The sequence below is a fragment of the Streptomyces sp. NPDC059785 genome (assembly GCF_042732375.1).
GTDB lineage: Bacteria > Actinomycetota > Actinomycetes > Streptomycetales > Streptomycetaceae > Streptomyces.
Map to the genome: position 1 here is coordinate 54,121 of NZ_JBHWHV010000040.1, position 21,979 is coordinate 76,099.

A 21,979-nucleotide genomic window follows, 5' to 3' on the forward strand; every position below is an offset into this window, starting at 1 on the left:
ACGATGGGCCCCATGAGCGCTGCAACCCCTCCCACCGAGCGCCGGGTCTCCGCCCGAGTCGGCGCGATCTCCGAGTCCGCCACCCTCGCCGTGGACGCCAAGGCCAAGGCCCTCAAGGCCGCCGGGCGCCCGGTGATCGGCTTCGGCGCCGGTGAGCCCGACTTCCCGACGCCGGACTACATCGTCGAAGCCGCCGTCGAGGCGTGCAAGAACCCGAAGTACCACCGGTACACGCCGGCCGGCGGGCTGCCCGAGCTGAAGGCCGCGATCGCCGCGAAGACCCTGCGCGACTCCGGCTACGAGCCCGACGTCTCGCAGATCCTCGTCACCAACGGCGGCAAGCAGGCCATCTACGAGGCGTTCGCCGCGATCCTCGACCCGGGCGACGAGGTGATCGTCCCGGCTCCGTACTGGACGACGTACCCGGAGTCGATCCGGCTGGCCGGCGGTGTCCCGGTGGAGGTCGTCGCGGACGAGACCACCGGTTACCGGGTCTCGGTCGAGCAGCTCGAGGCGGCCCGCACGGAGAAGACCAAGGTGGTCCTCTTCGTCTCGCCCTCCAACCCGACGGGCGCCGTCTACACGGAGGCCGAGACCGAGGCCATCGGCCGCTGGGCCGTCGAGCACGGCCTGTGGGTCCTCACCGACGAGATCTACGAGCACCTGGTCTACGGGGACGCCGTCTCCGTGTCGCTGCCGGCCCTGCTGCCCGAGCTGCGCGACAAGTGCATCGTCGTCAACGGCGTGGCCAAGACGTACGCCATGACCGGCTGGCGGGTGGGCTGGATCATCGGCCCCAAGGACGTCGTCAAGGCCGCGACCAACCTCCAGTCGCACGCCACGTCCAACGTGTCCAACGTGGCCCAGGTCGCCGCGCTCGCCGCCGTGTCGGGCGACCTGGACGCCGTCGCGAAGATGCGCGAGGCCTTCGACCGCCGCCGCAAGACGATCGTGCGGATGCTGAACGAGATCGACGGCGTGGTCTGCCCCGAGCCGGAGGGCGCCTTCTACGCGTACCCGTCGGTGAAGGCGCTGCTCGGCAAGGAGATCCGCGGCAAGCGCCCGCAGGACACGGTCGAGCTGGCCGCGCTGATCCTGGAGGAGGCCGAGGTCGCGGTCGTCCCGGGCGAGGCGTTCGGCACGCCGGGCTACCTGCGCCTGTCGTACGCCCTGGGTGACGAGGACCTGGTCGAGGGTGTCTCGCGGATCCAGAAGCTGCTGGCGGAAGCCCGCGACTGACGTTCCTCCCGCTCCGTACGGAGTTTCCCGCGCTCCACGCGCGCGTGCGGGCCGCCTCCCCGGGAGGCGGCCCGCTTCCCGTTTCCCGTGTGGCTCGTTTCTTCGTTCGGGCAAGCTCCCGATCAGGGAAAGCGCTACCGGGGCCACAGGGGCGTACGGCAAGATCCTGGGATGGAGCGTGTACGTGATGTCTCTGAGCTGCCCAAGGCCCATCTGCATCTGCACTTCACGGGGTCGATGCGGCCCTCGACCCTGCTGGAGCTGGCCGACAAGTACGGCGTCCGGCTGCCGGACGCGCTGACCGGCGGGGAGCCGCCGAAGCTGCGCGCCACCGACGAGCGGGGCTGGTTCCGTTTCCAGCGGCTGTACGACGCGGCGCGGTCGTGCCTCAGAGAGCCCGAGGACATCCAGCGACTGGTGCGCGAGGCCGCCGAGGAGGACATCAGGGACGGCTCCGGGTGGCTGGAGATCCAGGTCGACCCGACGTCGTACGCGCCGCGCCTTGGCGGGCTCATCCCTGCGCTGGAGATCATCCTCGACGCGGTGGACTCGGCCGTGCGGGAGACCGGGCTCGGGATGCGGGTCCTGGTGGCCGCGAACCGGATGAAGCACCCCCTGGACGCCCGCACGCTGGCCCGGCTCGCGGTGCGGTACGCGGACCGGGGCATCGTCGGATTCGGCCTCTCCAACGACGAACGGCGCGGGATGGCGCGGGATTTCGACCGCGCCTTCGCGATCGCGCGGGACGGCGGGCTGCTCGCGGCGCCGCACGGGGGCGAGCTGACCGGGCCCGCCTCGGTCCGCGACTGCCTGGACGACCTGCACGCCTCCCGCATCGGGCACGGCGTACGGGCCGCCGAGGACCCGCGGCTGCTGAAGCGGCTCGCGGACCGCCAGGTGACCTGCGAGGTCTGCCCGGCCTCGAACGTCGCCCTTGGGGTCTACGAGAAGCCGGAGGACGTCCCCCTGCGCACGCTCTTCGAGGCCGGCGTGCCGATGGCGCTCGGCGCGGACGACCCCCTGCTCTTCGGTTCCCGGCTGGCCGCCCAGTACGACATCGCCCGCCGCCACCACGGGTTCTCGGACGCCGAGCTGGCCGAGCTGGCCCGGCAGTCCGTACGCGGTTCGGCCGCCCCCGAGGACGTCCGGGCGAAGCTGCTGGCCGGCGTCGACGACTGGCTCACCGCCCCGGTGCCCGGTGAGCACGACTCCCAGTAGGGGTTAGTAGGGCCCCTCGGCCGTCGAGAGGCCGCGCAGGAGCGTGCGGGCGACGGCCGGGGCGAAGGTGTCCACGGGGGGCGGCGTGCCCTCCGCGGTGGAGTCGTAGGCGAAGGCCCGCTGGGCGCAGGCGCCCAGGAGCAGCGACGCGGCCGCGAAGGTGTCGGCGAACGGATGGATCCGTCCGGCCCGCTGCTCCGCGCGCAGATACGCGGCGACGCCCTCGATGGGGATGTGCGGGCCCGCGCCCATGGCCCGCGTCGCCTCGTCGTGGCGGCGCTTGAGCTGCGTCTCCGCGTACAGGGAGGCGGCGATCGGGAAGCTCTGTTCGTGGAAGAGGGCCGCCCGGCGGGCGATCTCCGTGGCGGGTGTGTGCTGCATGGCCCGGCATCGGCCAGGAGATCGTCCGGCAGGCACTCGCGTCGGGCCACCGGGTCACGGCCGTCTCACGGGACCCTGCGCGGCTACCGGTCACCGGCGACGGCCTCGAGGTGGTACGGACCGACCTCACGGACCCGGAGGCTCTGCGTGCCGCGGTCGCGGGCCGGGAGGTGGTCCTCTCCGGGCTCGGCGCGCGCAACCGGGCGGACGCGGCACGGGTGCAGCGGCCCGGCTGACCCGTACGGTGCTCGCCGCGATGGAGGCGGCGGGGACGCGGCGGCTGGTCGAGGTGAGCGCGGCTCCCGTGGGCCCTGCGCCGGAGGACGACGGGCCGCTGGACCGCACGGTGCGCGGCCTGGTGTCGGCCATTCTGAAAGGCGTCTACGCCGATCCGACCGCCGGTTCATCGGGCGCGCCGACGTGGCGCACGCGATGCCGGCGGTGACCGACGACCCGGCGACGGTCAAGCAGGGCGTCGGGGTCGCGTACTAGAGCTTCGCTCCGATGGTGACCGGCTCGTTGATGAGGGTGATTCCGAAGGCGTCGTGGACGCCGGCGACGACCTCGCGGGCCAGGTCGAGCAGGTCCTCCGTGGTGGCCGCGCCCCGGTTGGTGAGGGCCAGTGTGTGCTTGGTGGAGATCCGCGCCGGCCCGCTGCCGTAGCCCTTGGTGAAGCCGGCCTTGTCGATCAGCCAGGCGGCGGAGGTCTTGGTGTGGCTGTCGCCCGCCGGGTACGCGGGCGGCAGGACGTCGGCGCCGAGCCGTTCCTTCACGCGCGCGTGGAAGGCGGCGAACTGCTCGTCCGTGAGGATCGGGTTGGTGAAGAAGGACCCCGCCGACCAGGTGTCGTGGTCCTCGGGGTCGAGCACCATGCCTTTCCCCGAACGCAGCTTCAGCACCGTCTCGCGGGCGGCGGCGAGGGGGACGCGGTCGCCGGGCTCGACGCCCAGCGCGCGGGCCGTCTCGGCGTATTTGACGGGCCCCGACAGACCGGCCGCGTCCTCCAGCCCGAAGCGGACGCGCAGCACCACATAGCGCTCGGGGTGCGCCTTGAAACGGCTGTGCCGGTACGAGAAGACGCAGTCGGCGTTGGACAGCGTGACCGTCTCGCCCGCCTCGCGGTCGTACGCGATCACCTCGGTGATGACGGACGACACTTCCTGACCGTACGCGCCCACGTTCTGGATGGGGGTGGCACCCGCCGAGCCGGGGATGCCGGCGAGGCACTCGATACCGGCGAGACCGGCCTCGACGGTGCGGGCGACGGCGTCGGTCCAGACCTCTCCGGCCGCCAGCTCCAGCGTCGTACCGGCGAGCTCGAAGCCCGTCGTGGCGATGCGCAGGGCGGTCCCCGCGAACCCCTTGTCGCCGATGACCAGGTTCGACCCGCCACCGATGATCAGCAGCGGCGTACCGGCGTCGTCGGCCTCGCGGACCGCGGCGATCACCTCCGCGTCGGTCGTCGCGGTGATCAGCCGGTCGGCGGGGCCGCCGAGCCGGAAGGTGGTCAGCGGGGCGAGCGGAGCGTCGTGGAGTTCCTGCACGGGCTCAAGAGTACGAGAGAGCGGCGGGCCGACGGCTTCGCCCCCGGTACGGGGAGGTACCGGGGGCGCGGGTCTGTCGTGCCTGTGCTCGTGTTCGTGCCCGTGCGGGGGTGTGGGGGCGGGCGTCAGCGGGACGCGGTCTCCAAGGCCGGGCCGTCGGCCGGGGCGCCTGTGGGAGTGCCTGCCGGACGGTCGGCAGGGCTTTCGGTTCCGATCGCGGCCGGGCCGCCGTCGGAGTCCGCGACCGGGGTGCCCGTCCCGCCGGACGCGGCAGGCTCCGTCCGGGCCGCGCGTCGCGCCGCCGGGATGGCCAGGGCGGCGAGCCCCGCCACGGCGACCACCGAGGCGCCCGTCCACAGCGCGGGCCGCAGCCCGTCCACGAAGCTCGCCGCCGTCTCGTAGCCGCCCCGGGCGGAGAAGATCGAGGACATCACCGCGATGCCGAGCGCGCCGCCGACCTCGCGCAGCGCGTTGTTGGCGCCTGAGGCGATGCCCTGCTCGGCCGGGCGGACGCTGGACATGACCAGGGCGGATGCCGGGGCGAAGTACAGGGACATCCCTGTCCCGCTGACGATCAGGCCCGGCAGCTGCCCGGCGTACGACACGTCGGTCGTGACGACTGCGGCGAGCCAGGCCAGACCGGTGGCCTGGAGGAACAGACCGGCGGCGACGACCGGGCGGCCGCCGACGCGGTCGGAGAGGTAACCGGCGACCGGGGCGACGAGCATCGGCATCCCGGTCCAGGGCAGCATCCGCAGCCCCGCCTCGGTGGGCGAGTAGCCGAGGACGCCCTGCATGTACTGGCTGAGCAGGAAGATCGAGCCGAACATGCCGAGGAACATCAGCAGGCTCGCGGCGTTGATGCCCGAGAAGGCCCGGGAGCGGAAGAGCCGCATCGGCAGCATGGGGGCCTTGGCACGCGCGCCGTGGAACACGAATCCGGCCAGCAGCGCGGTGCCCGCGAACAGTCCCAGCAGTACGAACGCGCTGGTCCAGCCGTCGGCGGGGCCGCGGACCAGTCCGTACACGATGCCGAAGAGGCCGCCGCTGGCGAGCAGGGTGCCGGGCAGGTCCAGCGGGGCGCCGTTGCCGTACGACTCGGCGAGGCGCAGCCGGGCCAGCGGCAGCAGGGCCAGGCCGAGCGGGACGTTCAGCCAGAAGATCCAGTGCCAGGACACGTGTTCGGTGAGGCTACCCCCGATGAGCGGCCCGGACGCGACGGCGAGTCCGTTCACGGCGCCCCAGATCCCGTACGCCATGCCCCGTTTCGCGGCCGGGACCGCGGCCGTCAGCAGGGTCAGGGTGAGCGGCATCATGATCGCGGCGCCGACGCCCTGGACGGCTCGGGCGGCGATCAGCGAGTCGATGCCGGGCGCCAGGGCCGCAGCCGCGGAGGAGCCGGTGAAGACGGTGAGCCCGACGAGGAAGAGCCGGCGGCGGCCGAACCGGTCGCCGAGGGCCGCGCCGAACATCAGCAGCACGGCGAAGGTGAGCGTGTACGCGCTCACGGTCCATTCGAGGTCGTCCAGCGCCCCGCCGAGGTCCTTGCGGATGGAGGGCAGGGCGGTGGTGACGACCAGGTTGTCGAGGGCCGCCATGAAGCCGGCGGCGCCGGTGATGACGAGGGCCCAGACGACGCCCCCGCGATGTGCTGTCTGCTGTGACATCTCTCCCCCAGAGTGGGTTACGGCTCGCTCATCAATGGTTAGTTATTGATGACTAACTCTTCCGGACATACGGAGGCCAGAGAGTGCTCCGAGCTTGCGCCCGTTCCCCCGGCAGCCGCGCCGCCCTTCCTACTTCTCCAGCCGGCCCGTGACCCGCGCCGACGGATAGAGCCCTTCCCAGATCCGGTGCTGCGCCGGGAAACCCATCGCCACCAGGCAGTTGACCAGCATCCCGTACGCCATGAACTGCGTGGTCTCGTTCGGGTCGGCGCCGAGCGGCAGGTGCACGGTGTCCCACAGCCTGAGCCAGCCGGCCCGTACGGCCTCACCCAGCTCGTGGTCCCCCGCCTCGTCCGCGGCCGCCACCGCGACGTACATCTGCATCTGCATGAGCAGCCGCTCCGGCCGCTCCTCGATCAGCTTGATGTACGCGTTCGCCATGGCATGCAGGGCCTCTTCGCCCTCCAGCCCCTCGGAAGCCTCCGCGAAAGTCCGGCGCGCGTCGTCGAGGCAGCGCTCGGCCGCCGCGAGGAAGATCGCCCGCTTGCCCGGGAAGAGCCGGAAGAGGTACGGCTGCGAGACGCCCACTCGCTTGGCGATCGCCTCGGTGGACGTGCCGTTGTAGCCGCCGCGGGCGAACTCGCTCATCGCCGCGCGGATGACACTTTCACGCCGTTCCTCGGCGCTCATCCTGACCATGCGACGAAGTTAGTACTCAATCACTAACTACGTCAAGGGGCGGGGTACGCGTAAGAGGCACCGCCCTGGCGGGCGCCCGGTACGCGTAAGGGGCACCCTCCAGGGAGGGTGCCCCTTACGCGTATGACCTACCTGTCGCCGGTGCCCCCGTCAGGCCAGCCGTACGACCGCGCGGGACATGCCCAGGACCTTCTGGCCCGCGCTCATCGCGGTGAGGTCGACGCGGACCGTGTTGTCGTCGAGCTTGGCCGCGACCTTGCCGCTGACCTCGATCGTCGCGCCCTGGTCGTCGTTCGGGACGACGACGGGCTTGGTGAAGCGCACGCCGTACTCGACGACCGCACCCGGGTCGCCCGCCCAGTCGGTGACGACGCGGACGGCCTCGGCCATGGTGAACATGCCGTGCGCGATGACGTCGGGCAGTCCGACCCCGACCGCGAACTTCTCGTTCCAGTGGATCGGGTTGAAGTCGCCCGAGGCGCCCGCGTACTGCACGAGCGTGGCGCGGCTCACAGGGAAACTTTGCGCCGGCAACTCGGTGCCGACCTCGACGTCCGCGTAAGAGACCTTCGCCGTCATGTCAGCTCTCCTCCGCCGCGCGCGCCACGAGTTTGGTCACGGCCGTCACCACGTGCTCGCCCGTCTCGTCGTGGACCTCACCGCGGATGTCCACGATGTCGTTGCCCGCGATCGACTTGATCGACTCGATGGTCGAGGTCACGGTGAGCCGGTCCCCCGCGCGCACCGGGCGGCTGTAGACGAACTTCTGGTCGCCGTGCACCACGCGGGTGTAGTCCAGGCCGAGCTGCGGGTCCTGGACGACCTGCCCCGCGGCCTTGAAGGTGATGGAGAACACGAAGGTCGGCGGGGCGATCACATCGGCGTACCCGAGCGCCTTGGCGGCCTCCGGGTCCGTGTACGCCGGGTTGGTGTCCCCCACGGCCTCCGCGAACTCGCGGATCTTCTCCCGGCCGACCTCATAGGGGTCGGTGGGCGGGTAGGACCGCCCCACGAAGGACTGGTCGAGCGCCATGGCTCGGCACCTCCTGGTTGTCTCAGCCGGTGACGTCTGATGGGCCTGTACCGGCCGCTGCCCGCACGGCGTCACGGTGCGCGACGTACGTACGGGCAGGCGGTCGGTGGAACGACGCGAGGCCGCCCCCGTTACTGGGGACGGCCTCGCGTGCGAGCCTTGGTTATCGCGTCTCGCGGTGCGCGGTGTGCGCGTTGCAACGCGGGCAGTGCTTCTTCATCTCCAGTCGGTCCGGGTCGTTACGCCGGTTCTTCTTGGTGATGTAGTTCCGCTCCTTGCACTCCACGCAGGCCAGCGTGATCTTCGGGCGGACGTCGGTGGCAGCCACGTGAGTGCTCCTTGACGAACGGATGGGATGTATTAACGCAGAAAAGAGTAGCCGATCGAAGGACCGACCCCGCAATCGGCTACTGTCAGTAGCGGTGACCGGACTTGAACCGGTGACACAGCGATTATGAGCCGCTTGCTCTACCGACTGAGCTACACCGCTGTGATGCGATCAGTTCCCGCCTCGCGGCGGGAACCTTTCACACCAGAGCCCCAATACGGAATCGAACCGTAGACCTTCTCCTTACCATGGAGACGCTCTACCGACTGAGCTATTGGGGCGAGCGATGAAGACATTACACGCTCGGCAGCCGATCGCCCAAATCCGTTTCGCGGCACCTGCCCCAGCCTGTTTCCCGGCCCGCCGGCGCCTCCCCGCCCGTACGGAGCGCCGCGGTGATCCACGACGGTCCGCGGACCGTCGTACGCCTCGAAGCGCAGGTCCGCGCACCGCGGGACGCTCGCGCGGGCTCCGGCCGGCATGAGCCGCCAACGGCAGTGGCGAGCGATGCGGAAGAGGCCGAAGAGATCACACACGGCTCACGAGTCCCGCCCGCAGCCCCGCCGAGAGGCGCCCGCCCGGGCCACCGACCCGTCAGTACGACTATTGCGCTCTTCCCGGATGCGGCCGCGTCGCGAGCCTACGCTCGACTCACTCTGCGTGATCTTGCGTCCTGCCACGCAGACGCCCTCGATCCCCAGGAGCGCGATGACCGACAGCCAGCCGCAGCCGTCCAACTCGTCGTCCTCCTCGCCCTCCTCGCCTTCCTCTTCGCCTTCAACGCCCTCGTCGGGGCATACGGCTGCGGCCGCGCTTCTGCTCTGCGGGGCGCGGCTTCCCGACGGCCGGACCGTGGACGTACGGCTGGGCGGCGGACGCATCGAGGCCGTGGGTACCGCCGGAAGCCTGGCGCGGGGCGCGGCCCAGGACCCCGCCGCCCGGGGCACGCGCGTGGACCTCAACGGCTATCTGCTGCTGCCGGCCCCGGCCGAACCGCACGCCCACAGTGACACGGCCTTCACGGCCGACGCCGACGGGCCGGTCTCGTACGACACCGAGGAGGTGCAGCGGCGGACCACCGAGGCGGCGTTGCTCCAGCTCGGGCACGGGGCGACGGCGCTGCGCTCGCACGTCCACGTCGGTGACGTACAGGGCCTCGACGCGCTGACCGCGGTGCTCCAGGCACGCCGGGCGCTGCGCGGGCTGGCCGAACTGTCCACCGTCGCCATGCCCAGGCTGCTCACCGGAGTGGCCGGCGCCGACGGCCTCGCCTTGCTGCGGGACGCCGTGAAGATGGGCGCCTCCGTGGTGGGCGGCTGCCCCGACGCCGACCCCGATCCGACGGGCTACGTCGAAGCGGTGCTGGAGATCGCCTCCGAGCACGGCTGCCCGGTCGACCTGCACACGGACGGCGCCGATCCCGCCCGGCTGGCCAGGATCGCGGCGATGGCGGGCGGGCTGCGCCCGGGCGTGGCCCTCGGCCCGTGCGCCGGTCTCGGGCGGCTGCCCGAGGAGGTGGCCGCCCGCACCGCCGACCAGCTCGCCGCGGCCGGGATCACGGTGGTGTGCCTCCCCCAGGGCGGCTGCGGCAGCGTGGACCGGCGCGGCACCGCGCCCGTACGGCTGTTGCGGTCGGCCGGTGTACGGGTCGCCGCGGGCAGCGGCGCGCTGCGCGACGTGGCCAGCCCGGCGGGCCGCGGGGACCCGCTGGAGGCGGCCTTCCTGCTGGCCTCGCGGTACGGGCTGCGGCCCGAGGACGCGTACGACGCGGTCAGCGGCGCCGCCCGGGCCGCGCTCGGCCTGCCCGAACTCCGCCTCGAGGCCGGTTTCCCGGCGGAACTGCTCGCGGTGCGCGGCGACCGGCTCGCGGGGGCGCTTTCACTCGCGTACAGCCGTATCGTTGTGCACCGGGGGCGCGTTGTGGCACGGACGAGCGCGGTACGGGAGTACTGCAACTCGGCGGCCGCGGTGGCGCTGGATCTGCCCCGGCAGGGGCGGGGGGAGCCGTCCTGAGGTTGGTTGTGCAGCTCGGTGGCCGCTGGTCGTCGTCAGGTCAGGACATTCCGCCGAGGAGCGTCCCGGCGGAGAACAGGCCGCCCGCGCCCGAGATCGCGTCGACGGGTACCTCCTCGGCGGCCGACGGCGCGCTGACGTCCTGTGCCTCGCCGAACTCCAGGACCAGCGGCACTTCGACGCCCTTCGCCTCGTCCGCGAGCGACGCGAGGTCGATCTCGATCCGGTCCAGGTCACCGTTCTTCAGCGTGAAGTTCACGGCGACCTTCTTGTCCGGGGCGCCCTTCAGGTCCTGGGCGGTGGGCAGTTCGGTACCGGGCGGGAGTTCGTCCTGGAGCGGGCGGAGTTCGTCGGCGAGACCGGTGAGGAGATCACGGAAACCGGCCTTGGCGACGACGAGTTCGGTGCCGTCGCTGCCACCCTCGTCGCGGAAGGTGACCTCGTGCGCGATCACGTCACGCACGGCCTTCACGACCTTCTGCTGGGTCTTGGCGTCGATGTCGCCGGAGCCGGAGCCGGATCCGGTCTCCCCGGCATCGGAACCGCCGGCTCCCCCGGACGCATCACCGTCTGCCTCCTGCTCCTGCTGTGCCTTCTGTGCCTTCTTCAACTCGCGGTTGTCGAGCTTGACCCACTTGCCGCTGAGGACCGTCCGCAACGCACCGGCGTCCTCGGGCAGTTCGTCGGCGCCGGGCAGCGGAAAGCCCATCGCCGCGCTCATGGCCTCCGCGTCGGCCCGGTAGTACGTGAAGTCGCCGACCACCCGGTACTCGGCGAGCACACCGTCGGCCCCGGCGAAGCTGACGCTCGTCCCGACGAGGTCCTTCTCCCCGGATTCCGCCAGCGGCTTCTTCGACTCGACGGACACGTCGACGTGCAGCCCGGCCATGAACCCGGCCATCCCGGTGGGCATCGCACTGCCGGAACCCGCGCCTCCCGCCAGCGAGGCCAGCGCCTCGGGCCCGGCGTCCAGGCTCAGCTCGACGGCGAGCGACTTCTGTTCGCCGAGCCGATCGACGGCGTTGTCCACCTTCTGTCCGCCGGTGAAGTTCTCGACCGTGCCGCAGGCCGCGGCCGTGGCGAGCAGTACGGCGGCACAACCGGCCGCGGCGGCGGTCCGCCGTACGGCACGGCCGTTCCGGACGGATATCGCGGCGCTCGTGACGGTGGCGACGGTGGTCGTACCAATGGTGGCGGTGGCGGTGGTGGGGGCGGGAACGGTGATGACGATTCTCCTCACACCTTCGCGCGCTGACGCACGGCGCACGACATACGGCGCACGATGCACGATGCACGGCGCACGACGGCTCTCGACGTTCACAGCGATCACCCATGTGACTCATGAACCGTCCACAAGGTTGCGCGGCGAACGGGCACGCTCGGGCGTACGGTCGGAATCATGCGCATTGTCATCGCTGGAGGTCATGGTCAGATCGCGTTGCGGCTGGAGCGGTTGCTCGCTGCGCGCGGTGACGAGGTCGTGGGGGTCATCCGCCGTCCGGAGCACGGCGACGAACTGCGGGAGGCCGGCGCCGAACCGGTCGTACTCGATCTGGAATCCGCCTCCGTGGAGGAGACCGCCGAGCGCCTGCGGGGTGCGGACGCGGTCGTCTTCGCGGCCGGCGCGGGCCCGGGCAGCGGCGCGGAACGCAAGAACACGGTCGACCGGGACGCCGCCATCCTGTTCGCGGACGCGGCCGAACTGGCCGGAGTACGGCGGTACATCGTGGTGTCGTCCATGGGCGCGGATCCCTCGCGCACCGGCGACGAGGTCTTCGACGTCTACCAGCGCGCCAAGGGCGAGGCCGACGAGAACGTACGCGGCCGTACGGGACTGGACTGGACGATTCTGCGACCCGGCGCCCTCACGAACGACGCCGGTACCGGCCGGGTCCGGCTGGAGGCATCGACCGGCCGTGACTCGATCCCCCGGGACGACGTGGCGGCGGTCCTGGCGGAACTGCTGGACACCCCGGCGACGGCCGGCCTGACCCTGGAACTGATCAGCGGTTCGACGCCGGTCCCGGTGGCGGTGAAGTCGGTGGCGGGGAACTAGAAGAACGTAGGAGAACTAAGAGAACTAGGCGAACTAGGCGAATGAGGAGAACTAGGAGAACTAGGAGATCCGGGCGAATCAGGAGAACCAGGCGGGGTCGAGGGCAGAGCTGAGTGGTCCGGTCCGATCCGATGCGTCTCTTTGGTCGGGTCGGGTTGGCTCAGGTCGGGTCGGGTCGGTCAGAACAGCGACAGCTGCCCGGGGAAGTCGGGCACGACATATCCGTCCAGCGTGGGCTGCGCGGCTCCCAGCTCCGCCTGCCGCCGGGACCCGGGGCAGGACACCAGCTCGGCGCTCTCCCGCGCCCCGGGCGGATCGTGCCGCGCGAACCGCCCCGCGACGACGGCGATCTCACGACGGCACTCGGGGCAGCTTCTGCGACGCGAAGACATGGGATCAGTGTGCCTCGCGGGACCGACAGTCGACCGGCCTGCGGCGGCCGCGTGAGGCGCCAGTCAGCCGTCGCGAGTTGAGGCACCGGTCGGCCGCCGCGCCTGAGACGCCGGTCGGCCGCCGCGCTTGAGGCGTACGACGACGGGGGCGTCGAAGGGGTCGCCGGACTGGTTGACCTGGACGTGTCCGGCGCCCAGCCACTCGTCGCTGCCGGGCAGCCGGTGGATCTCCTCCAGCCACATCGACTGGTTCGACTTCTTGCCGGCCCCGGTCGACAGCGGCAGCCGGTGCCGCTTGATCTTCACGCACCGCCCGTCGTCGGTCAGATACCAGTTGCCGTCCAGGAAAAGCCCCTCGTCGTCCTGGGCCACCGGGATCCGCAGCGAACACTGGCCGGGCGCCGCCTCCGTCTCGACCCACTTCGAGCCGTTCCAGCTCAGCCGCAGGTACTCGTCGTCGGGTTCGTCCTCGACCTCGCCGTGGTTGAAGCTGTTGTGTCCGTACGCGCGCACCTCACCGCCGTCGAGCGCGAACACCTGGTCGAGGCCGGCGCCGGGCTCCGGCGGGATCGGCTCCTCGAAACGGGCCTGCGGCGTCTCCACCGACTTCCAGGACGTGCCGCCCCAGTGCATCGAGGCGGGCTGGCTGTACCGTTCGCCGCCGCTCAGCTCGGTACCCGGCCCGGTCGAGCGGCTGCCGACCGCCCAGACGTCGTCCGCCCCCGCCACCGCGAGGTCCGCCGCCCCGTACGGCAGCCGCGTCGCGGTCCACCGGGCGCCGTCCCAGTGCTGGGCGGTCTGCTCACCGACGAGGGCCCAGATGTCGTCCGGCCCCGCGGCCTCAAGGTCTTCGACCTTGCCGGGAGGAGGATTGGTCACCTTGGACCAGCGGTTGCCGTCCCACGCCGCCCAGCTGCTCGCGCCGGTATCGTCACCGGAGAGCTGCGGCCGCAGCCACAGGGCGTCGTCGCCGACCTCTTCGAGCAGGGGCGGATAGTCGGTGGCGCCGAGAGCCTCGGGAAGGGCCTCGCGCGTCCACCGCTTGCCGTCGTAGTGCAGCAGACGGGCGCCGGACTGACCGTTGTTCTCGGTCCCGACCGCCCAGATGTCGTCCTCGGCCAGGGCGGCGACATCGGCGACCTTCCCGCTGAAGTCCGCGATGTACTCGAACTCCCAGGTCAGAGAGGCGACGGACGCCTCCGTCGTAGCCCCACCCTTCCCACCGGACCCGCTGGCACCGGCATCGCCCCCGGCCCCGGAGCCACCACCCTTCCCTGCTCCCGCACCACACCCCGCAACAGCAAGCACGGCCCCGAGCACAACACCGACCACAATGCCCTTGCCGCGGCTGCCGCTGGGCCCACCGGTCCGGTACTGGTATCGGTACCGGCCCTCCGCAGCTCGACGCACCATAGCCACGCCCCCTGTCGCCCCTCACGGTCCTCATGCCTCGCAGCGAGCGGGCAGCGTACCCCGGCCCCCCACCGCCCCCGCTCGGCCAGACCACTCCAAAACACGAAGAGACCCCCTCCGAACTGCGATCTCGCAGTTCGGAGGGGGTCTCCCTCAGCGTGGCGGCGCCAGGATTCGAACCTGGGAAGGCTGAGCCGGCAGATTTACAGTCTGCTCCCTTTGGCCGCTCGGGCACACCGCCGGGGTTGCTGCCGTGAGGACCGCTTTGCGGCGGTGCTCCGTGGCAACGACGTAAACGATACCTGATGCACGGGGGTGCTTCGCCACCCGATTGATCAGCACTCGGCGGTGCCGGGGTGGCTAGGCTTATCCGGATGCTGCGCGAGCCCCTGTCGGCTCCGCGCACGCCCCTACGCACCCCGATACAAGGAGCCACAGGACATGGCCGACTCCAGTTTCGACATCGTCTCGAAGGTCGAGCGGCAGGAGGTCGACAACGCCCTCAACCAGGCCGCCAAGGAGATCTCCCAGCGCTACGACTTCAAGAACGTCGGCGCCTCGATCTCCTGGTCCGGCGAGAAGATCCTGATGGAGGCGAACTCCGAGGAACGGGTGAAGGCCATCCTCGACGTGTTCGAGACCAAGCTGATCAAGCGTGGGATCTCGCTGAAGGCGCTGGACGCCGGTGAGCCTCAGCTCTCCGGCAAGGAGTACAAGATTTTCGCGTCCATCGAGGAGGGCATCTCCCAGGACAACGCGAAGAAGGTCGCGAAGATCATCCGTGACGAGGGCCCCAAGGGCGTGAAGGCCCAGGTGCAGGGTGACGAACTGCGCGTCAGCTCGAAGAGCCGCGACGACCTGCAGGCCGTGATCTCGCTCCTGAAGGGCAAGGACTTCGACTTCGCGTTGCAGTTCGTGAACTACCGGTAGCCCGTACCGGCAGCCACCGCGGGCCTCGCGCGTTCGCGTACGAGGAAGGGTGGGCCCCGGCGGTGCCCACCCTTCCTCCTGCTGGCTGCGGCCTGAGGGGTACGCGCTCAGCGGCGCGAGTCTCCGAACAGGATGCGGTAGATGATCAGCAGGACGAGCGAGCCGCCGATCGCCGCGGCCCAGGTGGCACCGTCGTAGAACTGCTTCGTGATCGGGTGGTCCAGCCACCTGGCGGATATCCAGCCGCCGATGAAGGCGCCCGCGACCCCGATGAGGGTCGTGCCGATGAAGCCGCCCGGGTCGCGTCCAGGCAGCAGGACTTTGGCGATGGCTCCGGCCAGCAGCCCAAGAATGATCCAGCTGATGATGCCCATGCCGTGACCCTGCCTCTCCGCGCTGTGCTTGTGGTGTGCTCCTGCTCGGGTCGCACTGTGTTCATGCGGTCGACTTGCTGTTGACACCGGTATCGGCGTCTTGTGACCTCTTGCCGGGAAAGACGCCTGTGCGGCATTCACCGGTTGCGGTGCTCAATAGGGTGCGATTCATGACACAGTCCGGAGCCGAGCAGGGCGGAGAGCCGACCGGGAGCCCGTCCTTCCATTCTCCTTCCGGTCGTTCTCCTTCCGGCTTGCGGCGGACACTCGGAGTCGGGGACGCGGTCGTCATCGGGCTCGGGGCGATGCTCGGGGCCGGCATCTTCGCGGCACTGGGCCCCGCCGCACGGGTGGCCGGGTCAGGGCTGCTGCTCGGGCTCGCGATCGCCGCGGTGGTCGCCTACTGCAACGCGATGTCCTCGGCGCGGCTGGCGGCCCGGTACCCGGCCTCGGGCGGCACGTACGTGTACGGGCGCGAGCGGCTCGGGGACTTCTGGGGGTACTTGGCAGGCTGGTGCTTCGTCATCGGCAAGACGGCCTCCTGCGCGGCGATGGCGCTCACTGTGGGCGTGTACGTATGGCCGGGTCAGGCGCACGCGGTGGCGGTCGCGGCCGTGGTGGTCGTGACCGCGGTCGACTACGGCGGTGTCCAGAAGTCGGCCCGGCTGACGCGGGCGATCGTGACGGTGGTCCTCGCGGTCCTCGCTTCCGTGGTGGTCGTGTGTCTCGGCTCCGACGCCGCCGACGCAGAGCGGCTGAACGTCGAGGTCCCGGCCGGTGCGGGCGGGGCGCTTCAGGCGGCCGGTCTGCTGTTCTTCGCGTTCGCCGGGTACGCCCGGATCGCGACGCTCGGCGAGGAGGTACGGGATCCCGCGCGCACCATTCCCCGTGCGGTCCCGTCGGCGCTGGGTATCGCGCTCGTGGTGTACGCGGCCGTGGCCGTGGCCGCGCTGTCCGTGCTCGGGACGGACGGCCTCGGCCGGTCCGCGGCGCCGCTGGCGGACGCCGTGCGGGCCGCGGGTGTGCCCGGGCTCGTGCCCGTGGTGCGGGCGGGTGCGGCCGTGGCCGCGCTCGGCTCGCTCCTCGCACTGCTTCTCGGCGTCTCCCGGACGACGCTCGCCATGGCCCGGGACCGGCATCTGCCCATCTCACTGGCCGTCGTACAGCCGCGCTTCCAGGTGCCCCACCGGGCCGAGCTCGCCGTCGGCCTGATGGTCGCGGTGCTGGCCGCGACGGTGGATGTGCGGGGTGCCATCGGCTTCTCCTCCTTCGGGGTGCTGACGTACTACGCGGTGGCCAACGCGTCCGCCTGGACGCTCGACGCGGCTCGGACCGCGCGGATCGTGCCGGCCGTGGGGCTCCTCGGGTGCACGACGCTCGCGTTCGCCCTCCCTGGTACCTCGGTCGTCCTCGGGGCGGCTGTCGTGCTCATGGGGGCGGGGCTGTACGGGGTACGGGTGCGGTGGGCGTCACGGCAGTGACGAGTGACGCGGCAAGGCGGGCAAGGACGCAGGGACGTAGCGGCTGAGGTAGTAAGTGAGGCAGTAGGTATCTCACCGTTTCTCGGTCTGGCCGGTGCGTATGCGAAAGTCGGGCCACGGGATCAGGTCCGTGCCGTCGTTCGACTCCTCGTACCAACCGGTGCCGTCGAGCCAGGTGCGCAGCCAGTCGGCGAGGCTCGGGGCGTCGACGTACCAGGCTTCGCCGGCGTCGTCCGCGTTCGGTTCGAAGAGCAGGACGAGGCCGTCCGGGGACCGGCAGTCCACGCACGCGTACATCCCGCAGCCCCAGTGGGATATGGGCAGGATGCCCTCCGGCCACGGCCAGTCCGGGTCCTCGCGGCCGTCGGCGCGATTGGTGCCGTACTGCGCGACGGCGGCCGGTTCGCCGGAGGGCGAGCTGTCGAGGAGGGGCAGCAGGCCGTATTCCGGGCCGAACCCGCCGTCTCCTATCCGCAGATAGAGGGCGGCGAGCAGAGGTGGCAGGGGGAAGCCCAGGGTGGACTCCGCGCGGGCGATCACGGAGGCGTCCAGGGGCGCGGGGAGCGAAGGCCAGCCCCACGGGCGGGTGGTACGGGCCCGCTCGGCCACCCGTGCCAGCAACTGCTCGATCTCGGTCATGGGTTCATGATGCAGCGCGCCACTGACAAGCGGGCGGACCTGTGGACAACCCGGCCGCAAGCAGCGGCGAATGCGAGCAACTACGGACAACTCATCTGTGGATAAGGGGTGGTTGAGGGCGGCTCCGCTGTGGATGACGTGGGTGACTCGGCTGTTGGGCGAGTGTGGGGTGTGGGGTGTGGGGTGTGGGATGTGGGCTGCGCGGCAGGCGGGCGGGGACGGCCCGGCAGGTGCCGAGAGCTAGGCGAGCCGCACGTCGATGCCGTGTCCGGTCAGGAAGGCGAGCAGTTCCTCGAAGCAGGGAAGTGCGCGGTGGTCGGTGTGCGGCGTGACGCCCAGGCAGGTGCGGGCGGCTTCGGCCTCGTGCCACACAAGCATGAACGGGCCCCCGGCACCCCAGTGTCCGCTTAGGCAGCCGTGCAGGGCGTCGAGACCCCAGCCGAAGTACCCGCCGGGGCCGTTGACCGCCTCGCCCAGTGCGCAGAAGAAGCCGTCCAGGTCGGTGATGTGGCGGCCGTCGAGGTGGTAGGCCGTTCCCGGCGGTCGGTACGGGGCGTCGGGTACGTGGTTCTCCAGGGCCGTGCCGAGCCAGAAGCAGCGGCCCCGCGGCCAGCATCCGGCCCACAGGTTCGGCTCGGCGGGGCGTCCGTGCCACCACACATCCCAGACCTCGGGGGCCGCGGCCGGGAGACGGTCCGGCCAGGGGGCGAGGGTGAGGTCGACGAGGCCGCGCCCTCGTGCGGAGGGGATCCAGGCGGTGAGTTCGCCCTCGACGGCCGACTGGACGGTGCGGCCGTGCGCGTCCAAGCGCAGCAGCGTGGCGTGGCCGAGGTCCTCCTCGCCCGCGTCCAAAGCTGCGCGCAGGGCTCCGCGCGGGGAACAGCCGAGCAGCCGCAGCGGCGACGCGAGCAGGTCCGGGTTCTCCTGCCGGACGTGGGCGAGGTCCTTGCAGACGCCGTGCCGCTCGCCCTGTGCGCCGAGGATGCGGTAGCCCGGGGAGAGCGGCGGGCACTGGGGATGGTCGGAGCCATCGTCGGCGGACTCGGCTCCTTCCACGCGTACGTCCCGGAGCGACAGGTCACGCGCGCAGGGGCGGTCCCCCAGGACGCGGACGTCCTCCAGGTACCACTCGTCGGTGCCCGCGCCGTTCTTGTCGAGGATCTCCAGGGTGAGCGAGCCGAGCGGTGCCGAGCCCTCGGAGCGGGCCTCCACGACGGCTCGGCGCAGCCGGCCGGCCGGCTCGCAGCCCAGTAACGCGTAGACCCCGCGCGCGGTAGGTGCCGTATCGGCGCACAGGTCCTCGGCGTCCTCGCACAGGGCCCAGGTCCGCTCGCTCCCGGTCTCGTCGGGGTACTCGGCGTCCAGGTCGTACGCCACCAGGGCGTATCTCGGCGGGCGCACCCTGCTCTCCCCTGGACTTTCCCGCTCCCGGTTTCCGGCGCCTTATCGCGCGGCGAAGGGCTGGTCCGTGCGGACGATCTCGCGTCCCAGGGGCAGCAGGGAGACGGGGATCAGCTTGAAGTTCGCTATGCCGAACGGGATGCCGATGATCGTGAAGCACAGGGCGACGCCGGTCACGATGTGCGCCAGGGCGAGCCACCAGCCCGCGAGGATCAGCCACAGGGCGTTGCCCAGGCAGGACGGGGCACCGGCGACGTGGCGCTCCACCGTCGTATAGCCGAACGGCCACAGGGCGTAGACGCCGATCCGGAACGAGGCGATCCCGAACGGGATCGTTTCAGGACGTTCCCGATCACGCTACAAGGGCGCTGAGGTTCCGTCTGAACGCATGAGCAGCTGATACTTGTGTCAGCAGGCAGAGCTGGCCGAGCGACTTGAAGAGGTGCCGATCATGAAGGTGTTCAACCTGCTGCTCAACATCCTGTGGCTGGTCTTCTGCGGCATCTGGATGGCGCTCGGCTACCTGCTCGCTGCGCTGATCTGCTTCGTCTTGATTGTCACCATCCCATTCGGCATCGCGTCGCTGCGCATCGCCGGCTTCGTCCTATGGCCCTTCGGCCGGACCACTGTGGACCGGCCGGGGGCTGGGGCGGGTTCGTTCATCGGCAACGTGATCTGGGTGATCTTCGCGGGATGGTGGCTGGCGCTGGGCCACCTGATCACAAGCATCCCGCTGTTCGTGTCAATCATTGGCATCCCATTCGGCTGGGCCAACTTGAAGCTGATCCCGATCTCGCTCATGCCGCTTGGGCGTGAGGTAGTTGCCACGGATCAGAGGTTCGGCGCGCGCTGACCGCGGTGCCTGCCAGGTGTCCGGCCTCGTCTCCGCTGCGGAGTGCCGCAGCCTTGCTGAGGTTGGCGGCCTCGCGCTGGCCTCAGCCAAGCCCCCGCTCACGCGGTAATAACTCCGTCGGCCACAGAACCGGATGTGGTCAGCTCGCGTGACCTGCGGCAACGCCTTGGCGGTACGTCCTCAGCACTGAGCCTTTTCCAACCTGTTCGCCGCGAGCGTGGTGCTCGGCTGGTCATGCACCTTCGGTGTCAAGCCGCTCCGCGGACTGGAGCAGGTACTCGGGCAGTTTTGAACTGGCCGCCAACACCTCGATGCCGATGAGGCGGCCCTGCTCGTCGAAGTCGAGGTTGATCATGCCGTCGACGTCCACTGGATCGCAGGGATACATGCGCGCGGACATCACGCGGGCCTGCGGTTCGGTGAGGTATACGTACGCTGCGTTGACGGTCTTGTCGTAGGTGACTCTGACGTCTGTCACGGTGAGCGATTTCCCTTGCTTTCGTGGATGGTGGCGCTGTCCTTGTCCCTGCCTCCAGCCGCAGCGATCTCTGGCTGCCGTGGCAAGGTGTGCAAGGCCAGGACGGCCTTGACGATGTCGATGATGCGGATGGTGCTGCAACGGAGTTTGCGCAGGAGCCGCCGACTCTTCAGGGTGGCGTTGGCCTGCTCTCCGACGGCTCGGATCCGGGCGTGGGAGGAGTTCACCGCACGCTTCCCGGCTGGCAGCTCGCTCCAGCGGCCCCGGTAAGGCACCCGGATCGTCCCCCGAGCGCCCTGATATCCCTTGTCGGCCCACGTCCGGATGCTGGCTTGGGTGAGAGCTTCGATGATGCCGTGGGTGCGTGCGGCTTTGATGTCGTGGACGGCACCCGGCAGGGCAGGTGAGGCCCAGAGGAGGCGTCCGAACGCGTCGGCGATGACCTGGACGTTCATGCCGTGGCGCTTGTGCTTTCCAGAGTAGTAGGGGCGGTCGGCGGCAATGCGGTCGATGTGCAGCAGGGTGCCGTCCAGGATCACGAATGCCTTGTTGGCGGCGACGGTCATGGCCTGCTGGAGAGTGGTGGCAAGGGCGGCCAGGGCCTCAACCGCCTCGACCATGTACCGGTAGACGGTGGCCAGCCCGATCCCGAAGCCGGCCGCGAGCTGGGCGTACGTGTCCCCGCAGCGCAGATGGGCCAGCGCGAGCAGAGCCTGTCGGTCCGCGGTCAGGCGGCGCCAGCGCGTGCTGCTCTTGTGGGGCTGGAGCACGTCCCCCTGCCGGAGCCTGAGCTGCTGCCCTCAATGGTCATCGAAGGGCGCGTCGACCCGAGCGCGATGCTGCACTCAGGAGAACGATCCCGAAGGGTATGCCGATGATCGTGATGCACAGCAGGACCCCGGCCAGCAGGTAACCGAGGAACAGCCAGAAGCCGCTCAGGACGAGCCATATGACGTTCAGGATTGTCTTCATCGCTGGCGACCTGCCATTTTCTCGAGCCGGGCGATGCGCTCCGCCATGGGCGGGTGGGTTGAGAACAGCTTGGTCAGTCCCTGCCCCGGACGGAAGGGGTTGGCGATCATCATGTGGCTCGCGGTCTCGATGCGCGGCTCCGGGGGCAGCGGTAGTTGCTTCGTACCCATCTCGAGCTTGCGCAACGCGTTCGCCAGGGCCACCGGGTCGCCCGTGAGCTGGGCGCCCGAGGCGTCCGCCTCGTACTCCCTGGAACGGCTGATGGCGAGCTGGATGAGGGAGGCGGCCAGCGGGCCCAGGAGCATGATCAGCAGCATGCCCAGAAGACCGGGGCCGTCGTCGTCGTTCGACCGGCCGATCGGGATCAGCCAGGCAAAGTTGACCAGGAACATGATCACGGAGGCGAGGGCGCCGGCGACGGACGAGATGAGGATGTCGCGGTTGTACACATGACTCAGCTCGTGGCCGATGACACCGCGCAGCTCTCGCTCGTCCAGGATGCGCAGGATCCCGTCGGTGCAGCACACCGCCGCGTTGCGCGGGTTGCGGCCGGTCGCGAACGCGTTCGGCGCCTCGGTCGGTGAAATGTACAGGCGCGGCATCGGCTGGCGGGCCTGGGTCGAGAGCTCACGGACGATGCGGTACAGCGCGGGGGCCTCGAACTCGCTGACCGGGCGGGCGCGCATCGCGCGTAGAGCCAGCTTGTCGCTGTTCCAGTACGCGTACGCGTTGGTGCCGACCGCGACGAGGAGCGCGACGACCAGCCCCGTACGCCCGAAGAAGCTGCCGATGACGATGATGAGTGCGGACAGTCCCCCGAGGAGTACGGCGGTCCTGAGCCCGTTGTGCCGGCGGTGCACGGTACGCC

At 70.6% G+C, this 21,979-nt stretch carries 22 protein-coding genes, 3 tRNA genes and 4 pseudogenes; 8 read left to right on the forward strand and 21 right to left on the reverse strand.

The window, feature by feature from the left end; genetic code table 11:
- The first annotated feature begins 12 nt into the window (after positions 1 to 12).
- Together ACFV6E_RS27335 and ACFV6E_RS27340 are read left to right on the forward strand one after the other, a co-directional pair.
- On the forward strand, positions 13 to 1,239 hold the full coding sequence (locus ACFV6E_RS27335; RefSeq protein ID WP_385161300.1) for a pyridoxal phosphate-dependent aminotransferase: 1,227 nt from the start codon (positions 13 to 15) through the stop codon (positions 1,237 to 1,239).
- 171 nt (positions 1,240 to 1,410) lie between these two features.
- Positions 1,411 to 2,457 carry an adenosine deaminase gene (locus tag ACFV6E_RS27340; RefSeq protein ID WP_385465181.1) on the forward strand — a complete coding sequence of 349 codons (1,047 nt, stop codon included), beginning with the start codon at positions 1,411 to 1,413 and terminating at the stop codon, positions 2,455 to 2,457.
- Positions 2,458 to 2,460: 3 nt separating this feature from the next.
- Here the strand turns inward: ACFV6E_RS27340 and ACFV6E_RS27345 are convergent.
- Positions 2,461 to 2,820: pseudogene (locus ACFV6E_RS27345) on the reverse strand (TetR/AcrR family transcriptional regulator); the annotation flags it as partial.
- A gap of 5 nt (positions 2,821 to 2,825) precedes the next feature.
- On the opposite strand from ACFV6E_RS27345, the pseudogene ACFV6E_RS27350 reads away from it, so the two are divergent.
- Positions 2,826 to 3,330: pseudogene (locus ACFV6E_RS27350) on the forward strand (NAD(P)-dependent oxidoreductase).
- On the opposite strand, the gene ACFV6E_RS27355 reads toward ACFV6E_RS27350, so the two are convergent.
- From ACFV6E_RS27355 to ACFV6E_RS27390, 8 genes are all read right to left on the reverse strand, one after another.
- The gene (locus ACFV6E_RS27355) at positions 3,327 to 4,382 is read right to left on the reverse strand and encodes a UDP-N-acetylmuramate dehydrogenase (protein ID WP_385465185.1); all 1,056 of its coding nucleotides are present in this window, start codon (positions 4,380 to 4,382) and stop codon (positions 3,327 to 3,329) included. The pseudogene ACFV6E_RS27350 and the gene ACFV6E_RS27355 overlap by 4 nt on opposite strands.
- Positions 4,383 to 4,507: 125 nt before the next feature.
- Entirely contained in the window at positions 4,508 to 6,049 is a 1,542-nt protein-coding gene (locus ACFV6E_RS27360) for an MFS transporter (RefSeq protein WP_385465188.1), read from the reverse strand.
- A gap of 129 nt (positions 6,050 to 6,178) precedes the next feature.
- The gene (locus ACFV6E_RS27365) at positions 6,179 to 6,748 is read right to left on the reverse strand and encodes a TetR/AcrR family transcriptional regulator (protein ID WP_385465190.1); all 570 of its coding nucleotides are present in this window, start codon (positions 6,746 to 6,748) and stop codon (positions 6,179 to 6,181) included.
- A gap of 150 nt (positions 6,749 to 6,898) precedes the next feature.
- The gene (locus ACFV6E_RS27370; RefSeq protein ID WP_385169923.1) at positions 6,899 to 7,327 is read right to left on the reverse strand and encodes a MaoC family dehydratase; all 429 of its coding nucleotides are present in this window, start codon (positions 7,325 to 7,327) and stop codon (positions 6,899 to 6,901) included.
- 1 nt (position 7,328) lies between these two features.
- Complete coding sequence (locus ACFV6E_RS27375; protein ID WP_385169926.1) at positions 7,329 to 7,781, reverse strand: MaoC family dehydratase N-terminal domain-containing protein; 453 nt, start codon at positions 7,779 to 7,781, stop codon at positions 7,329 to 7,331.
- Positions 7,782 to 7,944: 163 nt separating this feature from the next.
- On the reverse strand, positions 7,945 to 8,109 hold the full coding sequence (gene rpmG, locus ACFV6E_RS27380) for a 50S ribosomal protein L33 (RefSeq protein ID WP_004571794.1): 165 nt from the start codon (positions 8,107 to 8,109) through the stop codon (positions 7,945 to 7,947).
- An 89-nt stretch (positions 8,110 to 8,198) separates the two neighbouring features.
- A tRNA-Met gene (locus ACFV6E_RS27385) sits at positions 8,199 to 8,271 on the reverse strand.
- 46 nt (positions 8,272 to 8,317) lie between these two features.
- Positions 8,318 to 8,390, reverse strand: a tRNA-Thr gene (locus ACFV6E_RS27390).
- Between the two features lie 427 nt (positions 8,391 to 8,817).
- On the opposite strand from ACFV6E_RS27390, the gene ACFV6E_RS27395 reads away from it, so the two are divergent.
- Complete coding sequence (locus ACFV6E_RS27395) at positions 8,818 to 10,122, forward strand: amidohydrolase family protein (protein WP_385169930.1); 1,305 nt, start codon at positions 8,818 to 8,820, stop codon at positions 10,120 to 10,122.
- A 40-nt stretch (positions 10,123 to 10,162) separates the two neighbouring features.
- Here ACFV6E_RS27395 and ACFV6E_RS27400 read toward each other — a convergent pair whose 3' ends face one another.
- Complete coding sequence (locus ACFV6E_RS27400; RefSeq protein ID WP_385465193.1) at positions 10,163 to 11,362, reverse strand: hypothetical protein; 1,200 nt, start codon at positions 11,360 to 11,362, stop codon at positions 10,163 to 10,165.
- A 159-nt stretch (positions 11,363 to 11,521) separates the two neighbouring features.
- On the opposite strand from ACFV6E_RS27400, the gene ACFV6E_RS27405 reads away from it, so the two are divergent.
- A complete protein-coding gene (locus ACFV6E_RS27405; protein ID WP_385465196.1) occupies positions 11,522 to 12,178 on the forward strand; it encodes an SDR family oxidoreductase in 657 nt (218 codons plus the stop codon).
- Between the two features lie 179 nt (positions 12,179 to 12,357).
- Here the strand turns inward: ACFV6E_RS27405 and ACFV6E_RS27410 are convergent, their stop codons facing one another.
- The 3 genes from ACFV6E_RS27410 to ACFV6E_RS27420 all read right to left on the reverse strand — a co-directional run bounded on the left by ACFV6E_RS27410 (position 12,358) and on the right by ACFV6E_RS27420 (position 14,224).
- Positions 12,358 to 12,570 (reverse strand): hypothetical protein, encoded by a 213-nt coding sequence (locus ACFV6E_RS27410; protein WP_385169939.1) that lies wholly within the window; start codon positions 12,568 to 12,570, stop codon positions 12,358 to 12,360.
- Positions 12,571 to 12,633: 63 nt separating this feature from the next.
- Positions 12,634 to 13,878 (reverse strand): hypothetical protein, encoded by a 1,245-nt coding sequence (locus ACFV6E_RS27415; protein ID WP_385465199.1) that lies wholly within the window; start codon positions 13,876 to 13,878, stop codon positions 12,634 to 12,636.
- A gap of 264 nt (positions 13,879 to 14,142) precedes the next feature.
- Positions 14,143 to 14,224, reverse strand: a tRNA-Tyr gene (locus tag ACFV6E_RS27420).
- A 200-nt stretch (positions 14,225 to 14,424) separates the two neighbouring features.
- Here ACFV6E_RS27420 and ACFV6E_RS27425 point away from each other — a divergent pair.
- Positions 14,425 to 14,913 (forward strand): YajQ family cyclic di-GMP-binding protein, encoded by a 489-nt coding sequence (locus tag ACFV6E_RS27425; RefSeq protein ID WP_385169944.1) that lies wholly within the window; start codon positions 14,425 to 14,427, stop codon positions 14,911 to 14,913.
- Between the two features lie 107 nt (positions 14,914 to 15,020).
- Here ACFV6E_RS27425 and ACFV6E_RS27430 read toward each other — a convergent pair whose 3' ends face one another.
- On the reverse strand, positions 15,021 to 15,287 hold the full coding sequence (locus tag ACFV6E_RS27430) for a GlsB/YeaQ/YmgE family stress response membrane protein (protein WP_385169947.1): 267 nt from the start codon (positions 15,285 to 15,287) through the stop codon (positions 15,021 to 15,023).
- 149 nt (positions 15,288 to 15,436) lie between these two features.
- On the opposite strand from ACFV6E_RS27430, the gene ACFV6E_RS27435 reads away from it, so the two are divergent.
- Positions 15,437 to 16,768: an APC family permease gene (locus ACFV6E_RS27435; RefSeq protein ID WP_385465202.1), complete on the forward strand. Its 1,332-nt coding sequence runs from the start codon at positions 15,437 to 15,439 to the stop codon at positions 16,766 to 16,768.
- Between the two features lie 72 nt (positions 16,769 to 16,840).
- Here the strand turns inward: ACFV6E_RS27435 and ACFV6E_RS27440 are convergent, their stop codons facing one another.
- From ACFV6E_RS27440 to ACFV6E_RS27450, 3 genes are all read right to left on the reverse strand, one after another.
- A complete protein-coding gene (locus ACFV6E_RS27440; RefSeq protein WP_385169953.1) occupies positions 16,841 to 17,407 on the reverse strand; it encodes an SMI1/KNR4 family protein in 567 nt (188 codons plus the stop codon).
- A 240-nt stretch (positions 17,408 to 17,647) separates the two neighbouring features.
- The gene (locus ACFV6E_RS27445) at positions 17,648 to 18,808 is read right to left on the reverse strand and encodes a barstar family protein (RefSeq protein WP_385465205.1); all 1,161 of its coding nucleotides are present in this window, start codon (positions 18,806 to 18,808) and stop codon (positions 17,648 to 17,650) included.
- A gap of 42 nt (positions 18,809 to 18,850) precedes the next feature.
- Positions 18,851 to 19,141, reverse strand: coding sequence for a YccF domain-containing protein (locus tag ACFV6E_RS27450; RefSeq protein ID WP_385465236.1), 291 nt, complete (start codon positions 19,139 to 19,141; stop codon positions 18,851 to 18,853).
- A gap of 118 nt (positions 19,142 to 19,259) precedes the next feature.
- Here ACFV6E_RS27450 and ACFV6E_RS27455 point away from each other — a divergent pair, with 118 nt between their 5' ends.
- Positions 19,260 to 19,661 carry a YccF domain-containing protein gene (locus ACFV6E_RS27455; protein WP_385169961.1) on the forward strand — a complete coding sequence of 134 codons (402 nt, stop codon included), beginning with the start codon at positions 19,260 to 19,262 and terminating at the stop codon, positions 19,659 to 19,661.
- 232 nt (positions 19,662 to 19,893) lie between these two features.
- On the opposite strand, the gene ACFV6E_RS27460 is transcribed toward ACFV6E_RS27455, so the two are convergent.
- From ACFV6E_RS27460 to htpX, 4 genes and pseudogenes are all read right to left on the reverse strand, one after another.
- Positions 19,894 to 20,139: a DUF2283 domain-containing protein gene (locus ACFV6E_RS27460; RefSeq protein ID WP_385465208.1), complete on the reverse strand. Its 246-nt coding sequence runs from the start codon at positions 20,137 to 20,139 to the stop codon at positions 19,894 to 19,896.
- Between the two features lie 89 nt (positions 20,140 to 20,228).
- A pseudogene (locus ACFV6E_RS27465) lies at positions 20,229 to 20,885 on the reverse strand (transposase family protein); the annotation flags it as partial.
- Positions 20,886 to 20,952: 67 nt separating this feature from the next.
- Positions 20,953 to 21,111: pseudogene (locus ACFV6E_RS27470) on the reverse strand (YccF domain-containing protein); the annotation flags it as partial.
- A complete protein-coding gene (htpX, locus tag ACFV6E_RS27475) occupies positions 21,108 to 21,971 on the reverse strand; it encodes a zinc metalloprotease HtpX (RefSeq protein WP_385169966.1) in 864 nt (287 codons plus the stop codon). The gene htpX and the pseudogene ACFV6E_RS27470, both read right to left, overlap by 4 nt.
- Positions 21,972 to 21,979 lie beyond the last annotated feature (8 nt).

What these genes read in the sequence shown, in the direction of transcription:
- ACFV6E_RS27335 (WP_385161300.1), top strand. Translation starts at nt 13, where the DNA reads ATGAGCGCTGCAACCCCTCCCACCGAGCGCCGGGTCTCCGCCCGAGTC.
- ACFV6E_RS27340 (WP_385465181.1), top strand. Translation starts at nt 1,411, where the DNA reads ATGGAGCGTGTACGTGATGTCTCTGAGCTGCCCAAGGCCCATCTGCAT.
- ACFV6E_RS27360 (WP_385465188.1), bottom strand. Translation starts at nt 6,049, where the DNA reads ATGTCACAGCAGACAGCACATCGCGGGGGCGTCGTCTGGGCCCTCGTC.
- ACFV6E_RS27365 (WP_385465190.1), bottom strand. Translation starts at nt 6,748, where the DNA reads ATGGTCAGGATGAGCGCCGAGGAACGGCGTGAAAGTGTCATCCGCGCG.
- ACFV6E_RS27370 (WP_385169923.1), bottom strand. Translation starts at nt 7,327, where the DNA reads ATGACGGCGAAGGTCTCTTACGCGGACGTCGAGGTCGGCACCGAGTTG.
- ACFV6E_RS27375 (WP_385169926.1), bottom strand. Translation starts at nt 7,781, where the DNA reads ATGGCGCTCGACCAGTCCTTCGTGGGGCGGTCCTACCCGCCCACCGAC.
- ACFV6E_RS27395 (WP_385169930.1), top strand. Translation starts at nt 8,818, where the DNA reads ATGACCGACAGCCAGCCGCAGCCGTCCAACTCGTCGTCCTCCTCGCCC.
- ACFV6E_RS27405 (WP_385465196.1), top strand. Translation starts at nt 11,522, where the DNA reads ATGCGCATTGTCATCGCTGGAGGTCATGGTCAGATCGCGTTGCGGCTG.
- ACFV6E_RS27410 (WP_385169939.1), bottom strand. Translation starts at nt 12,570, where the DNA reads ATGTCTTCGCGTCGCAGAAGCTGCCCCGAGTGCCGTCGTGAGATCGCC.
- ACFV6E_RS27425 (WP_385169944.1), top strand. Translation starts at nt 14,425, where the DNA reads ATGGCCGACTCCAGTTTCGACATCGTCTCGAAGGTCGAGCGGCAGGAG.
- ACFV6E_RS27430 (WP_385169947.1), bottom strand. Translation starts at nt 15,287, where the DNA reads ATGGGCATCATCAGCTGGATCATTCTTGGGCTGCTGGCCGGAGCCATC.
- ACFV6E_RS27440 (WP_385169953.1), bottom strand. Translation starts at nt 17,407, where the DNA reads ATGACCGAGATCGAGCAGTTGCTGGCACGGGTGGCCGAGCGGGCCCGT.
- ACFV6E_RS27455 (WP_385169961.1), top strand. Translation starts at nt 19,260, where the DNA reads ATGAAGGTGTTCAACCTGCTGCTCAACATCCTGTGGCTGGTCTTCTGC.